17 protein-coding genes are annotated in these 13,338 nt (G+C 50.2%); 6 read left to right on the top strand and 11 right to left on the bottom strand.

Annotated elements, in window-relative coordinates; all coding sequences use genetic code 11:
- Positions 1 to 5: 5 nt before the first annotated feature.
- Entirely contained in the window at positions 6 to 335 is a 330-nt protein-coding gene (locus tag ACOTZC_RS06095; protein WP_006810881.1) for an HI1450 family dsDNA-mimic protein, read from the bottom strand.
- Positions 336 to 368: 33 nt separating this feature from the next.
- Positions 369 to 1,829, bottom strand: coding sequence for a cardiolipin synthase (gene cls / locus ACOTZC_RS06090; protein WP_008502791.1), 1,461 nt, complete (start codon positions 1,827 to 1,829; stop codon positions 369 to 371).
- A gap of 144 nt (positions 1,830 to 1,973) precedes the next feature.
- On the opposite strand from cls, the gene ACOTZC_RS06085 reads away from it, so the two are divergent.
- From ACOTZC_RS06085 to ACOTZC_RS06075, 3 genes are all read left to right on the top strand, one after another.
- Entirely contained in the window at positions 1,974 to 2,147 is a 174-nt protein-coding gene (locus ACOTZC_RS06085; protein WP_086379783.1) for a YciY family protein, read from the top strand.
- A gap of 109 nt (positions 2,148 to 2,256) precedes the next feature.
- Positions 2,257 to 2,892 carry a leucine efflux protein LeuE gene (gene leuE / locus ACOTZC_RS06080; RefSeq protein ID WP_023312092.1) on the top strand — a complete coding sequence of 212 codons (636 nt, stop codon included), beginning with the start codon at positions 2,257 to 2,259 and terminating at the stop codon, positions 2,890 to 2,892.
- 93 nt (positions 2,893 to 2,985) lie between these two features.
- Entirely contained in the window at positions 2,986 to 3,939 is a 954-nt protein-coding gene (locus ACOTZC_RS06075) for a bifunctional helix-turn-helix transcriptional regulator/GNAT family N-acetyltransferase (protein ID WP_045404908.1), read from the top strand.
- A gap of 41 nt (positions 3,940 to 3,980) precedes the next feature.
- Here ACOTZC_RS06075 and ACOTZC_RS06070 read toward each other — a convergent pair whose 3' ends face one another.
- A complete protein-coding gene (locus ACOTZC_RS06070; RefSeq protein ID WP_023327637.1) occupies positions 3,981 to 4,277 on the bottom strand; it encodes a YciI family protein in 297 nt (98 codons plus the stop codon).
- Positions 4,278 to 4,497: 220 nt separating this feature from the next.
- On the opposite strand from ACOTZC_RS06070, the gene tonB reads away from it, so the two are divergent.
- Complete coding sequence (gene tonB, locus ACOTZC_RS06065; protein ID WP_248162492.1) at positions 4,498 to 5,220, top strand: TonB system transport protein TonB; 723 nt, start codon at positions 4,498 to 4,500, stop codon at positions 5,218 to 5,220.
- Positions 5,221 to 5,259: 39 nt separating this feature from the next.
- On the opposite strand, the gene yciA is transcribed toward tonB, so the two are convergent.
- The 4 genes from yciA to ACOTZC_RS06045 all read right to left on the bottom strand — a co-directional run bounded on the left by yciA (position 5,260) and on the right by ACOTZC_RS06045 (position 7,529).
- A complete protein-coding gene (yciA, locus tag ACOTZC_RS06060) occupies positions 5,260 to 5,655 on the bottom strand; it encodes an acyl-CoA thioester hydrolase YciA (protein ID WP_008502796.1) in 396 nt (131 codons plus the stop codon).
- Positions 5,656 to 5,759: 104 nt separating this feature from the next.
- A complete protein-coding gene (locus ACOTZC_RS06055) occupies positions 5,760 to 6,299 on the bottom strand; it encodes a septation protein A (RefSeq protein ID WP_023312088.1) in 540 nt (179 codons plus the stop codon).
- Positions 6,300 to 6,355: 56 nt separating this feature from the next.
- Complete coding sequence (locus ACOTZC_RS06050; RefSeq protein ID WP_023312087.1) at positions 6,356 to 7,099, bottom strand: YciC family protein; 744 nt, start codon at positions 7,097 to 7,099, stop codon at positions 6,356 to 6,358.
- A gap of 25 nt (positions 7,100 to 7,124) precedes the next feature.
- Positions 7,125 to 7,529, bottom strand: a complete 405-nt coding sequence (locus tag ACOTZC_RS06045) for a YkgJ family cysteine cluster protein (protein ID WP_021240310.1) — start codon at positions 7,527 to 7,529, stop codon at positions 7,125 to 7,127.
- A gap of 282 nt (positions 7,530 to 7,811) precedes the next feature.
- Between ACOTZC_RS06045 and ompW the strand changes: the two genes are divergently transcribed.
- Positions 7,812 to 8,444, top strand: a complete 633-nt coding sequence (gene ompW, locus ACOTZC_RS06040) for an outer membrane protein OmpW (RefSeq protein ID WP_023312086.1) — start codon at positions 7,812 to 7,814, stop codon at positions 8,442 to 8,444.
- 46 nt (positions 8,445 to 8,490) lie between these two features.
- On the opposite strand, the gene ACOTZC_RS06035 is transcribed toward ompW, so the two are convergent.
- The 4 genes from ACOTZC_RS06035 to ACOTZC_RS06020 all read right to left on the bottom strand — a co-directional run bounded on the left by ACOTZC_RS06035 (position 8,491) and on the right by ACOTZC_RS06020 (position 12,068).
- Entirely contained in the window at positions 8,491 to 8,829 is a 339-nt protein-coding gene (locus ACOTZC_RS06035) for a hypothetical protein (protein ID WP_047174179.1), read from the bottom strand.
- 126 nt (positions 8,830 to 8,955) lie between these two features.
- Positions 8,956 to 9,189: a sulfurtransferase-like selenium metabolism protein YedF gene (gene yedF, locus ACOTZC_RS06030; RefSeq protein ID WP_045355898.1), complete on the bottom strand. Its 234-nt coding sequence runs from the start codon at positions 9,187 to 9,189 to the stop codon at positions 8,956 to 8,958.
- Positions 9,186 to 10,397 carry a selenium metabolism membrane protein YedE/FdhT gene (gene yedE / locus ACOTZC_RS06025; protein WP_047174180.1) on the bottom strand — a complete coding sequence of 404 codons (1,212 nt, stop codon included), beginning with the start codon at positions 10,395 to 10,397 and terminating at the stop codon, positions 9,186 to 9,188. The genes yedF and yedE overlap by 4 nt, the downstream gene beginning before the upstream one ends.
- Before the next feature lie 531 nt (positions 10,398 to 10,928).
- Entirely contained in the window at positions 10,929 to 12,068 is a 1,140-nt protein-coding gene (locus tag ACOTZC_RS06020) for an acyltransferase family protein (RefSeq protein WP_233426921.1), read from the bottom strand.
- 692 nt (positions 12,069 to 12,760) lie between these two features.
- On the opposite strand from ACOTZC_RS06020, the gene ACOTZC_RS06015 reads away from it, so the two are divergent.
- Positions 12,761 to 13,177, top strand: a complete 417-nt coding sequence (locus ACOTZC_RS06015; protein ID WP_421635663.1) for a hypothetical protein — start codon at positions 12,761 to 12,763, stop codon at positions 13,175 to 13,177.
- Positions 13,178 to 13,338 lie beyond the last annotated feature (161 nt).

Here is a 13,338-nt window from a genome sequence, read left to right as displayed (position 1 = left end):
TTTTATTATTCGCGCCAGAGTATATGGCACAGCTTATGGTCTTTCTCTCGACACAGCAGGACGCGAGCGAAAATATCGTTAATTTCACCACCGTCTTCATCTGCCAGCCCAATTACCACTTCGGCAAAAAAGTCAGGGTTCAGGTCGAAATCCACATGCTCAGCCCAGTCTTCTGAAGGGTCAAACAGCTCGGCACCGCCGCGCTCTTCGAACTGCAGATTAAAAAGGATCACGTCTGCGGGATCGAGGTTATCAACCGCCAGTTCGAGAAAAATGTCATAGGCCTGCTCGAGCGTTTCGTCTTCGGTCAGGCGATTGTTCAGATCCATTTCCATGATGACTACCTGTTTAACATCGTTGGGCACGTTTTACAGCAACGGACTAAAGAAGTAAAACAGTCGTTCGGCAATTCTCTGCCACAGCGGACGTTTTACCCACAGTCTGGCATCCAGCAGACGCGAGCGGGAGATATAATCATCCTGCACCGCCGCGAGATCGCCGCCAAAGCCGGCATCATCAATGACCAGCGTGATTTCAAAGTTGAGCCACAGGCTGCGCATATCCAGGTTGACCGTGCCCACCAGGCTCAGCTCACCGTCGACGAGCACGCTCTTGGTGTGGAGCAATCCGCCTTCAAACTGGTAAATTTTCACCCCGGCGGCCAGCAGTTCGCTAAAGAATGCCCGGCTGGCCCAGCCCACCAGGAGAGAGTCATTTTTGCGCGGCAAAATGATGCTCACATCGACACCGCGCTGCGCGGCTGTACAGATGGCGTGCAGGAGGTCGTCGCTGGGGACAAAGTAGGGCGTCGTCATGATCAGATATTCACGCGCCGAGTAGGTTGCCGTCAGCAGCGCCTGATGGATCAAGTCCTCCGGGAAGCCCGGCCCGGAAGCAATGGTATGAATGGTATGACCGCTGGCCTCCTCAAACGGCATAATATTGCCGTCCGGCGGCGGCGGCAGGATACGCTTGCCGGTTTCAATCTCCCAGTCGCAGGAATAAACGATGCCCATCGAGGTGGCAATCGGCCCCTCCATTCGCGCCATCAAATCAACCCATTGACCTACTCCTGAGTCCTGTTTGAAGAAGCGCGGGTCGACCATGTTCATGCTGCCGGTGTAGGCAATATAGTTATCGATCATGATCATTTTGCGATGCTGGCGGAGATCCATCCGGCGCAGAAACACGCGCAGGAGATTCACTTTCAACGCCTCAACCACTTCGATCCCGGCATTACGCATCATGCCCGCCCAGGGGCTACGGAAAAATGCCACGCTACCCGCGGAGTCAAGCATCAGGCGGCAATGAATGCCGCGCCGCGCGGCGGCCATCAGCGACTCAGCGACCTGGTCAGCCATCCCGCCGGGCTGCCAGATATAAAAAACCATCTCGATATTATGACGCGCCAGCTGAATATCGCGGATTAACGCCTGCATGACGTCGTCGGACGAGGTCAGCAGCTGCAGTTGATTGCCCTTGACGCCGCCAATCCCCTGACGGCGCTCGCACAGCTTAAACAGTGAGGAGGCGACGCTGCTGTTCTCCTCGGCAAAAATATGTTTGCAGGCTTTAAGGTCGTTCAGCCACTTCGCGGTGGAGGGCCACATGGCGCGGGCCCGCTCGGCGCGGCGTTTACCCAGATGAAGCTCGCCGAAAGAGAGATAGGCAATAATTCCCACCAGCGGGAGGATATAAATGATCAGAAGCCAGGCCATGGCAGAGGGTACGGCTCTGCGCTTCATCAGGATGCGTAATGTCACACCCGCGATTAACAGCCAGTATCCCAAAATGACCAGCCAACTCACCACGGTGTAGAAGGTTGTCATAGGTAAAAAAATCCTTTTGAAAGCGTATTGTTATGAGTGTACGCATCAGGATTCATCTGGCAAATAAAAACGCCAGGTAAAAGCGCTGGTTTGCTGCCGGGTTGGGTTTATAATGGCGACTCTGTTAGTTAAAGAGTTGTAGACATGAAGCGCAGTAGAACAGAAGTAGGGCGCTGGCGCATGTTGCGACAGGTGAGTCGTCGCAAGGCTCGTTGGCTGGAAGCTCAATCCCGCCGCAATATGCGTATTCACGCCATCAGAAAATGTGGATTGACCAGGCACCGCAACGCGTTGCTGTTCGCAGTCCAGGATATCTGAAACCATGAGGGCACCGTAACGGGTGCCCGCTGATTTTATAGCGTCTGATTTTTTAGGAATAGCGTATTTGCAGCGATATTCCTGTTGTGTTTAGCAAAAGGAGGGAGAAGTGTTTGCGGAGTTTGGCGTACTGAATTTCTGGACGTATGTTGTCGGCGCATTTTTTATCGTGCTGGTGCCAGGGCCGAATACCCTGTTTGTGCTAAAAACCGGGATCGGTCACGGCGTTAAAAAAGGGTATCTTGCCGCCACGGGCGTATTTATCGGCGATGCGGTGCTAATGTTTCTGGCCTGGGCGGGCGTCGCGGCATTAATCCAGACCACGCCGGTACTGTTTAATATCGTGCGCTATCTCGGGGCCTTCTATCTGCTCTGGCTGGGCGGCAAAATGCTCTGGTCAGTGGTGAACCGCCAGAAAAATGCCCATGAGAGCGGCCCCGAACCGGCCAGTATGATCATGAAACGTTCGCTGGTGTTAAGCCTGACCAACCCCAAAGCGATTCTGTTCTACGTATCGTTCTTCGTTCAGTTCATTGACGTGAATGCACAGAGCACCGGCACTTCTTTCCTGATCCTCGCGACGACGCTGGAGTTAATAAGCTTTATGTACATGAGCTTCCTGATCTTCTCCGGCGCGTTTGTGACGCGTTATCTGAAAACGAAAAAGAAACTGGCAAAGCTGGGGAACGGGCTGATAGGGCTGCTGTTTGTCGGGTTTGCGGCGAGGCTAGCGTCGCTACATTGATGGTTTGAAAGGCTCCTGAGGGAGCCTTTTTATTATGTTTGACAACACCTCAACTGTTAGTTGTATAGTGCAACTAACCGATGAGGGCACAACATGCACAGCGAAACTCCACTAGTCAGTGTTATTCGACGTTCCTCGCGCCTGATGGTGCGAGAGTTAGGTTTTATGGGGTCTACCCTGGCCTCAACGAATTACTCGCCTTCGGCCGTCCATACTCTGGTCGAAATTGCTCTGCGTAAGGAGATGACGGCGAGTCAGCTGGTGCAACTGCTGGGCCTGGAAAAGTCCAGCGTCAGCCGGATGCTGGCTCGCCTGATTGCCGCGGGCGAACTTGAGGAGGTCATTTCTACTGAGGATGCGAGAGCAAAGAGCCTCAGGCTGACCGCGAAAGGTCACGAGACGGTCAGCAAAATTAATGCCTTCAGCAACGAGCGCGTGGTCACAGCAATAAAGGGTCTTGCTCCAGCGCAGCAGCAGACCATTTCTGAGGGGCTCTCCCTTTATGCCAACGCGCTGCTGGCATGCCGCGAGGCGGGCAACGATATGCAGCCCGACGAGCTGAAGATAGTGCAGGGGTACATCCCCGGCATGATTGGCCGTATTGCGGAGATGCATGGCAGTTATTATTCGCGGGAGCATAACTTTGGTCGCTTCTTCGAGGCCAAAGTGGCTTCAGGACTGGCCGAGTTCAGTGAAAGACTGGAGAAGCCCTGTAACCAGATTTGGCTGGCAGTACTCAACGACAAAATTGTCGGCTCGGTGGCGATCGATGGCGAGGATCTGGCGCCGGGTGAAGCCCATCTTCGCTGGTTTATTCTTGATGATGGCTGTCGGGGACACGGCGTGGGGAAAAAACTGCTGAATGAAGCGATGCGCTTTTGTGACAGCGTTGGTTTTTCTGCCGTGCATCTCTGGACATTCAATAAGCTGAGCGCCGCACGACGTCTGTACGAGTCGTTTGGGTTTACGCTGGTAAAAGAGTGGGAAGGCGACCAGTGGGGGAGCCTGATTACAGAACAGCAGTTTACCCGGCACAGAGACGCGTAATCGCCACCATAAAAAAGGCTCCTTTCGGAGCCGCTTCGGTATCAGAACACTTTTTTGTACGGCCTCACCGTCACTTTTGCATACACACCCGCTGCAACGTACGGGTCTGCATCAGCCCAGGCCTGAGCGGCTTCCTGGGATTCAAATTCAGCAATAACCGTGGAGCCGGCAAAACCGGCAGCACCCGGATCGTTGCTGTCGACTGCGGGCATGGGGCCAGCGGTCAGTAATCGGCCTTCATCCTGGAGCAGCTGCAAACGTGCCAGATGCGCAGGGCGTACAGACTGGCGTTTTTCGAGCGAATCAGCAACATCTTCAGAGTAAATTACGTAAAACACGGCGAAGCTCCTTAACCGGTAAAAGTGTCAGTTACGTTATGTGAAAGGGCAAACGACTGCAATGTAAAATAAAAACAATGTTAATACCCTGATCTGAATGCGCCTTTTTTGGCCTCTCAGGCGCTAAAGTTGCGCCAGAGCATAGTGTCTTATTGAATATGATTGCTATTTGCATTTAAAATCATGGTTCGGTTTTTTAACGTTGATGAATATGACTTCGATGACCCTTGATTTACCTCGCCGCTTTCCCTGGCCGACACTGCTTTCTGTCGTGATTCACGGTGCCGTTGTGGCGGGTTTGCTGTATACCTCGGTTCATCAGGTTATTGAAATGCCCGCGCCCGCGCAGCCGATTTCGGTGACGATGGTATCGCCAGCGGATCTCGAGCCGCCGCAGGTTGCCCCTCCGCCGCCGCAGCCGGTGGCAGAGCCTGAGCCAGAACCCGAGCCCGTTCCGGAGCCACCGAAGGAAGCCCCGGTAGTGATCCACAAACCTGAACCGAAGCCAAAATCTAAGCCGAAGCCAAAGCCGGTGAAGAAGGTCGAGGAGCGTCCGAAACGCGAGGAACGTCCGGTTGAACCGCGCGCGACCCAGACGGTGGAGAATGCGGCGCCTTCGCGTCCGGTGATGAATAACACCGCAGCCGCGCCTAAGCCGACAATCAGTGCCCCTGCGGGTCCGCGCGCGCTGAGTCGCAACCAGCCTCAGTATCCGGCGCGAGCGCAGGCCTTGCGTATTGAAGGCCGCGTAAGGGTTAAATTTGACGTTACTGCCGATGGCCGCGTGGATAACGTGGAAATCTTGTCCGCTCAGCCTTCTAATATGTTTGAGCGCGAAGTGAAATCGGCGATGCGCAGATGGCGCTATGAGGCCGGGAAACCGGGCAACGGACTGATTGTGAATATAGTTTTCCGCCTGAATGGCGGGGCGCAAATGGAATAAAAAAAGCCTCCTGATGGAGGCTTTTTTTATGCCTGTCAATCAGGCCTGCGGAAGTTGACGAGGTTTGCCCTCGCTGTCCACTGCAACATAAATAAACAGCGCTTCGGTGGCCTTATAACGCTGCCCAATAGGTTCAGAAGAGACTTTCTTAACCCATACTTCGATGTTGATTGAAATAGAGGTGTTGCCGCGTTTGACGCAGCGCGCGTAGCAGCAAACCACATCTCCCACCGCAACCGGGCGCAGGAAGGTCATGCCGTCCACTCGCACAGTCACCACGCGCCCGTGGGCAATCTCTTTTGCCAGAATTGCGCCGCCCATATCCATCTGCGACATCAGCCAGCCGCCAAAAATATCGCCATTGGCATTGGTGTCAGCGGGCATTGCCAGTGTGCGTAAAACCAGTTCGCCCTGCGGGGCGTTAGTTGTTGTCATTGTTTTAACTCGTAACGGAAGACTTCAGGCGGGATGCTACTATGATTTTACAGTGGAGAGAATAGACCAGAACGCCTGTCGTTGACGTTCTGGTCAGTCATTAATCAGTGCTTGTCGTCCTGCGGCATGTGGCGATAGATGTATACGCCGCTTAAAAGCGTGAAGATAAGGGTCAGCGCAGTCAGGCCAAAGACCTTGAAGTTGACCCATATATTCTGCGGCAGCCAGAAGGCGATATAGATATTGGCAAGACCACAGAGAATAAAGAAGACCGCCCAGGCGATATTCAAACGGGACCAGACTTCCTGAGGCAGCGTCAGCTCTTTGCCCAGCATGCGCTGGATCAGCGGTTTTTTCATGACCCACTGGCTGATTAACAATGCGCCCGCAAACAACGCGTAAATAACGGTCACTTTCCACTTAATAAATTCATCATTGTGGAAGAACAGCGTAAGCCCGCCGAACACGGCGACCAGGACGAACGTTATCAGCGCCATCTTTTCGACTTTACGATAGCGAACCCAGCTGTAGATCAGAACAACAGCCGTTGCAACGATCAGCGCAGTGGTCGCGGCATAAATGTCATACAGCTTATAAAAAGCAAAAAAGACCACGAGCGGTAAAAAATCAAGAAACTGCTTCATTCTGTGATTCCATCTTCTGAACGGGGCGGGTGGCAGCGATGCCGCCCGCCTCAGGATTACTGACGAATTAACATATACAGGCGGAACAGATAGACCAGCAGTACCGCTGAAATCAGATTGCTCAGCGTATTCGCCACTACCGCGCCAACGTTCGGCGTTAATACCGCAAAATTCGGTGCAAACAACAGCAGGAGCGTTTTGGCGAGCAGCCAGCCGATCACGGCGGGAGCCACCAGACGCATATTCGCCCATGCCAGTCTGATGCTGCTGCGCATCGCGGTAAAAATCCCCATCTTATCCTGCACCACCATCACAGGCGCAAATGAAAGCACGATAGCCAGTAAAACACCCGGCACCACGACCAGCATAATCCCCATTTGCACCAGCATGGTGGTTAAAAAGATCAGGATAAACAGCTTAGGTAAGACTGGCGCACTCGCACCAATCGCCCGTAAGGCGCTGACCCGGTGACCCGCCGAGACCAGCTGAATCATCAGCAAAACGCCGCCCGCCAGAACCGCATTACCAATCAGGCCTGAGAACGTTGACGCGGCAGACGCCCGCAGCAGAATCTGCTGCTGCTCCGGCGTCATGTTTTGCACCAGTTCAAACAGCCCCACGCTTCCGGCAAGGTGGTCGCCCTGGCTCAGGCTGGCAATCTGTTCATCACTCGGTGAGAAGGCATGGCCCAGCACCACCGTGATAAAGGCACATAGCAACGCGATCAGTAAAAAGGTTATGAACTGATTGCGGAAAAAGTTTCCCGTGTCACGGTAGACAGACTTCGCCGTGATAGACATGCACTCTCCTTGAGTATTGCAGGTGTTAATTAGCCGGCAATTGTACACCGGATGCACCTGCTGTGGCAGCATCAAGGCTTGTATGGAAAAGCATATCTTTGTAAAGCGGCGGTAATCCAACGCGCGCCCGGGCGCGATTGCAGGCTTCGTTGACCTGCCCATCCTCCCCCGACATGGCAAATTCCCGGCACGGGCTGGGCCGATCCTCATAGATGGAACACCTGGTAGAGACCCCGGGCTCGCCCTGTAGCGCCACGCAGCGGGCCTGCTTTTGGTTTGTGCCGCTCATGCAGCGCAGAAAAGGCGTTAGCGGCTCTGTGAGATGAACCGGAACGGTACCGCCGCCATCGCTGGCTTCGGCCCAGTAGAAAGAGACTCGAAAATACGCACAACAGGCTCCGCACGTCATGCACGGGTTGATATCACTCATGGCACACCTGCTAAAGAAGAACGCATCAAATCAACTTGTGAGAGCGATAAATTATCCAGCCGCCAGAGGAAGAGCAAGAGGGGGAAAAGGGAAAATTTTGTAACCGTGAAATGCCAAAAATTGACATGGAAACAACTTATCACTTTTGGATGCGTAACAAAAAATTAATCCAGATCAATGAATGTTAAGTTACTGGTTTTAATGTGATCTGTAGCAGATCACTTATTACTCATTTGTGAGTATATTCTCATCCGCGATTAAAACCACAACGATGGAGCGGATATGAAAAAATTAGCGGTGGCAGCCCTTGTATTAAGCAGTCTCTCTGGCGGCGCGTATGCGCATGAAGCAGGCGAATTCTTTATTCGTGCCGGTTCGGCTACGGTTCGCCCGACTGAAGGATCGGATAACGTGCTGGGTATGGGCGGTTTTAACGTCAGTAATAACACCCAGTTAGGGTTAACGTTCACCTATATGGCGACGGAAAACGTTGGTGTTGAGCTTCTGGCTGCAACGCCGTTCCGTCATCGCGTAGGTCTGGGCGCAACCGGTGATATCGCTACGGTTCACCATTTACCGCCAACGCTGATGGCGCAATGGTACTTTGGTGATGCCAGCAGCAAGGTGCGTCCTTATATTGGCGCCGGTGTGAACTACACCACTTTCTTCGACGAGAAGTTTAACGATACCGGTAAAGAGGCCGGTCTGACTGACCTCAGCCTGAAAGATTCATGGGGTATGGCGGGGCAGGTCGGTCTGGATTATCTGATTAACCGCGACTGGCTGATTAACGCCTCGGTCTGGTACATGGATATTGATACGGACGTACGCTTCAAAGCGGGCGGTCAGCAGCAAAGTATCAATACTCGCCTGGATCCGTGGGTGTTTATGTTCTCTGCGGGTTATCGTTTCTAATCCCCCGTCAAACTGGCCACAGGGTGGCCAGTTTGCTTTGCTCACTTCAAAACGACGGATAAACCGGCCGCTCATCAAGCTTTACGCAGTGCCTCAGGATATTTTCTCCATCATATAAATAGCTGAAAGCGTCGCTGGACAGGGAATGAAAGAGAATATCGCCGTTGGCAAACGGGATGATTTCGGTATCACCTGCACGTTTATGTCCCGCGCCGGTTTCAAAATGGCCGTGCCATCGTTCCTGGGTATGGTCATAAACGTGCAGAATGACCTCGACAAGTCCTCTTTGCGGACAATTAAGGCGCAGGAAGGTAGAAGAGAAATTCAGGGACAGCGCATGGAAGGGAATCAATAAGGCGAAAACCAGTAAAGCTCGTAAATACATCAAACCGCGAAAACCTCCTTCAAAAGGGAAGTGAGATTTTACTTAAGTCAAAAAACGCGTTTTTGCCGTGGATCAAGATGTCTTATAATTCAATACGATAAAGGCCCCTCGCGAGGCCCTTAGCGATCATTTTTGAATCAAATAGCGAATGGTCGGGCCATCCTGCTGGATATCCAGCACCGTGTAGCCGTGGTTTTTCGCATCCAGCGGAATGTTGTTGATGGACTGCGGACAGTCGCTGACCACTTCCAGAATTTCCCCTCTTTTGAGCTGCGGTAGGGCTTCAAGCGTGGCAACAGCCGGATAAGGGCAGGGTTCACCGACCATATCCAGACGGTAATCGGGCACGATCTCTTTCATGCAGCATTCTCCTGGGTTTCTGTTTTAACACTCGCGCGACGGAAGAAGCGTTTCTCCTGCGCGACAACCAGTAAAAAAGCGACCAGCAGCAGGGCGTAGGTGACCAGCAGGCCGCCGAGAGGCCCGAAGGTGTTCAACAGGTTTACCTTGTCCCAACTCGTGGCAAGCGCCGGAGACAGATCGTCCCAGAAGTACGCCAGGATCGTCGAGCCGATAACATTTCCCAGGCCCACCCACCAGTAATGCACCTGACCTTCAACGGCGCGGTACATCCAGCCGGTTTCACACCCGCCAGCCAGCACGATCCCGAAGCCAAACAGCAGGCCGCCAATGACCGCGTTAGGACCGGCCCACATGATTTTCGGTTCGACGCCGAGCTGAACATAGCTGAAGATACCGATGGCGCTGACCGCCATCCCGGCGATAATCGCCTTTGCCATCATCGTACGGCCGGTGATCCACATATCGCGAAACGCGGAGGTAAAGCATATCTGCGCGCGTTCAATGAGCAGACCAAAAACCACGCCGAACAGCATCGCCAGGCCGAGTTTGGGCTGATTCATCGCAGTGCAAAGCGCCCAGGCGACCATAGCAAAAAAGATCAGCATACCGAGGCGGAAACGGCGACGCGCCTGGTCTGGCTTCTGGGTTAACGGAGACGCTGCGCTGACTTTTGTCATTTTCACCGGAATGCGGAACAGCGGCAGCAGGGTGAATTTTGCGCCAAAGTAAGAGCCGATGGCCGTGGCGACAGCAAAGAACCAGGCGTGAAGTGAAAACTGAGGAATCCCCGTAAAGAAAGCGGCCAGGTTACAGCCCATCGCCAGGCGGGCGCCAAACCCGGCAATGATACCGCCGACCACCGCCTGCATTATGCGAATGCGGCTTTTGGGCATCCGCAACTTAACGTTGTTTGCCCACAGCGCCGCCGCGAAACAGCCGCCGAACATGCCGACGATCATCATCCCGTCGATGCGGGTGAGCGGCGTGCCGTCCAGATGAATGAGTTGAAAGTAACCCCACTCTTCGGTATGCACGCCAGCGAGCTGTAGCAATTGACCACCCCAGCGGGTGAACTCGCCGGTCACGGCCCAGAAGGTGCCGGTGATGCCGAAATAGTAGGTAGAGAGAATGCCTGCCGCGATAACGGCCGGGACTGGTGACCAGAACTTAACCAGGTAAGTCTGTTTGAAGGCGTGCCATGACATGAATAAGCCTCTGAACTCAGAAGGTGTAAGTGAATTTAACGGACTGGAATATATATCTTTTTCGTTTGCCTCAAAACCTCTCCAAACCTTTTCTCCAAAATACCGCCTCTTTTTATGACCTTAGTCATTAAATCCTGCAATTCACTGCACACCATCATAATCCCCAATTCATAAAGCAAGCTTGCTCCATTGCTCACAACGAATTTCTTGTATACTCCAGTAGTGGTATATGTTTGAGATATTTCCCACTAATTAATTGGTTTCTGCATGTAACGAATTGAGGAAAATTCTTTCGTAAGTGAAGATCACGACACCGTCTATAGGTTTGTGATAAGACTGGACAAAAACAGGATAATAAATATCGATTCTTGAAAACGGGATTAACACCAGAGAGGCTTTCACAAAGGCTGCTGATAGTATACCGTCATGACTATAAATACAGCGAGAAAACCACCCATGAAATACTGTGTGCAAAAGTATTTTAAATAAAAGCCAAGAGATTAACTTCCGGCACTTACGCGCCGGAAGTAATCATTTGCCATATATTTTGTTGTTAACTTTGCTGAAAATAACTTTCTTTATAAAAGGTCTCTCGATAAAATGATAGGTAAATGAAGAGAGAATGCATATTGCTAAATAGGACAGAGTCAAAATAATAAAAGTATGTATGTTTAATTCTAATTTATTCTTTGTTTGTAAATGAATGATCACAGGGAATAAAATTAGACCTTGAGTTAAATATAAGCTATAGCTTATTGCGCCAAGTCGAATAGCTGCTTTGGTAATCAATAATCCAAAAAGATTCGCACCTGAAACCACAGAAAAGAACATAACACAGAGGAATATTTTCTCGGGTGAGCCGTAAAGGTTGGGCTGCGCTAATATGATTATAAGTATCATGACTGCCAATATGACATTAGCCATTTTTTTGCTTATAATTATCCTGTCCTTTATTTCACTGCATAACATTCCAGCCAAAAAATATGCCCACAAATATGCATCATTCGTAAATCCTGGAAGAAAATACAAGGAGAACGCAAAAAGAGAAATGGTTAATTCGAATGACCATTTTTTGAACATATATAATAGCGGAAGAGAAAAGTAAAAAATCCACTCCCAACGCAGAGTCCACGTCACCCCAGCCAGAGCCATAAAAGAATACTGGAATGTAGTAACAGGGGGTTTGTCATTCCAAAGTCCAACATCAAACCAAGAGAGCGCATCTGTTAATACACCAATAGAAAACTCCCTCCGTTCGGTTAGTAAGAAAAGTAAAAATAGAGCAACTAAAGAGCAAAATATTGATAGAGGAGCAATTCTGTAGAGGCGTTTTTTATATAAATCAACCCAATTTACTACATCTGCTTTTCTAATTTTCCCCCAAAACAAGAAAGCCGTAATCATGAAAAATAAAGCAACCCCATATTTCCCCATATAAAGCAACAAGTCTGATGTGGGGGCCCAATTGCCTTTTGTTATATATGTATAAGCACAGTCCATATGATGAAATATTACAAACGAAGCGAGTATAAATCTAATTCCATCAATGCTGTTTGACCTTGCCGGATCAGTATCTTCATCTATAAATTTAAATAGAGGTAGGCTAAAAATCAGTATTGCCAACACTAAGCATGTTAAAACCAGGCAAATCGAAAAATATAAATCCATCATCAAACCTTACGGATATCAATATAGAAAGAATAGTAGGGCTTTACCTGACCCAGAAACCATTCTATCATTGCTTCTTGCTATCGTCGAGGCAACATAATTTGTTCATCTTTAATAGAATTTGACGATCATTTAGCCCCTCGGTTCTTAACATTCCCAACACCGTACATAACAGTGCGTCATAAGAATTGGTCAGTGGCTATTGCACCGCTGGCTGCGAGCTCGTCAGCTTCTTTTGAGTCTACGTTCTAGTTCAAGCATTTCCTTGCTGCGTCAGATAGCGATACTCATGGCCATAGGTAGTGAGTATCGGCCGGCCCCTTGTTCTGTTGCAGGCATCACAACGATAAATCTTTTACTTGCTCGCCTCGCACGAACGGAGTGCTGTAGATCACTTTAATGAAAGTTGGCTGATCGTCTGCTAGGTGAATGAAGTAAGTTTTTTTCCAGCCATCTTCTTTTTCCACTCTTACTCGACGGGGCGTCGCTTCAGAACAAAGGATCAAGATGTAATTGCTCATCGCCTTCGCTCATCTGAATGATCTTCATGCCGGGCTCGTCGTGATAATGTACCATCCCGAATTGCTTATCCAGCGCACGTGCGACTTCGGGAGGCGATTGCACAGGTGTTGAATTAATATTTAAATAGTTAATGTTATGTTAAGTCATGCTTGAATTGCATGTTGGTGTTTTCAATGGCGAAAACTGACTCTATAACTACTGATGAATTCATGGTTATCCACCAGAGGTTATTCCGGATTTCAAAGACGTGGGGTGACTTATGGTTAACGTTATTTTTTTTACGTGCTGAAAGTTGCCGAGTTATAAACATAAGGTATAGCGACATCAAAGATGACATATTGCATCTCGCGGCAACCCCAAGATTTGAGTCGCGACCAATTAGATTGTGCAAGATACTGCGTCAGTTATTTAAGCAAAGAAAGGCATCTAACCCGCAAGATGTCTATGTTTTTCAAAGTAAATCAAATCGCGTGAAAGGATATGCAAAGCCAGTCACAACGGTAGCGATGAACATCGCGCTAAAAGAGGCCGCCAGAGAAATTAGCAATAAAAACATTACCATGAAAAGTGCCCTGCAGGTAATTGGCTAATAGATGATAATGTAACTAGCCAATCATTGTTAAATAGGTCTATCTACTCTTAGCAAATCTTGGCAAAGCAGTAAAATGCGTAATTAAGCGTGCTATTGATTACAATTACTATTAACGCTGAAATTAGATTTTTCGGGAAATTAAAAGAAATGAACCGTCTG

Origin of the sequence: Enterobacter cloacae complex sp. SHL009 (genome assembly GCF_049237205.1) — a bacterium.
GTDB lineage: Bacteria > Pseudomonadota > Gammaproteobacteria > Enterobacterales > Enterobacteriaceae > Enterobacter > Enterobacter cloacae_M.
Note: the sequence above shows the minus strand (reverse complement) of the source record. Positions and strands in the feature narration are given on the sequence as shown.

What these genes read in the sequence shown, in the direction of transcription:
- ACOTZC_RS06095 (WP_006810881.1), bottom strand. Translation starts at nt 335, where the DNA reads ATGGAAATGGATCTGAACAATCGCCTGACCGAAGACGAAACGCTCGAG.
- cls (WP_008502791.1), bottom strand. Translation starts at nt 1,829, where the DNA reads ATGACAACCTTCTACACCGTGGTGAGTTGGCTGGTCATTTTGGGATAC.
- ACOTZC_RS06085 (WP_086379783.1), top strand. Translation starts at nt 1,974, where the DNA reads ATGAAGCGCAGTAGAACAGAAGTAGGGCGCTGGCGCATGTTGCGACAG.
- ACOTZC_RS06075 (WP_045404908.1), top strand. Translation starts at nt 2,986, where the DNA reads ATGCACAGCGAAACTCCACTAGTCAGTGTTATTCGACGTTCCTCGCGC.
- tonB (WP_248162492.1), top strand. Translation starts at nt 4,498, where the DNA reads ATGACCCTTGATTTACCTCGCCGCTTTCCCTGGCCGACACTGCTTTCT.
- yciA (WP_008502796.1), bottom strand. Translation starts at nt 5,655, where the DNA reads ATGACAACAACTAACGCCCCGCAGGGCGAACTGGTTTTACGCACACTG.
- ACOTZC_RS06055 (WP_023312088.1), bottom strand. Translation starts at nt 6,299, where the DNA reads ATGAAGCAGTTTCTTGATTTTTTACCGCTCGTGGTCTTTTTTGCTTTT.
- ACOTZC_RS06050 (WP_023312087.1), bottom strand. Translation starts at nt 7,099, where the DNA reads ATGTCTATCACGGCGAAGTCTGTCTACCGTGACACGGGAAACTTTTTC.
- ACOTZC_RS06045 (WP_021240310.1), bottom strand. Translation starts at nt 7,529, where the DNA reads ATGAGTGATATCAACCCGTGCATGACGTGCGGAGCCTGTTGTGCGTAT.
- ompW (WP_023312086.1), top strand. Translation starts at nt 7,812, where the DNA reads ATGAAAAAATTAGCGGTGGCAGCCCTTGTATTAAGCAGTCTCTCTGGC.
- ACOTZC_RS06035 (WP_047174179.1), bottom strand. Translation starts at nt 8,829, where the DNA reads ATGTATTTACGAGCTTTACTGGTTTTCGCCTTATTGATTCCCTTCCAT.
- yedF (WP_045355898.1), bottom strand. Translation starts at nt 9,189, where the DNA reads ATGAAAGAGATCGTGCCCGATTACCGTCTGGATATGGTCGGTGAACCC.
- yedE (WP_047174180.1), bottom strand. Translation starts at nt 10,397, where the DNA reads ATGTCATGGCACGCCTTCAAACAGACTTACCTGGTTAAGTTCTGGTCA.
- ACOTZC_RS06020 (WP_233426921.1), bottom strand. Translation starts at nt 12,068, where the DNA reads ATGATGGATTTATATTTTTCGATTTGCCTGGTTTTAACATGCTTAGTG.
- ACOTZC_RS06015 (WP_421635663.1), top strand. Translation starts at nt 12,761, where the DNA reads ATGGCGAAAACTGACTCTATAACTACTGATGAATTCATGGTTATCCAC.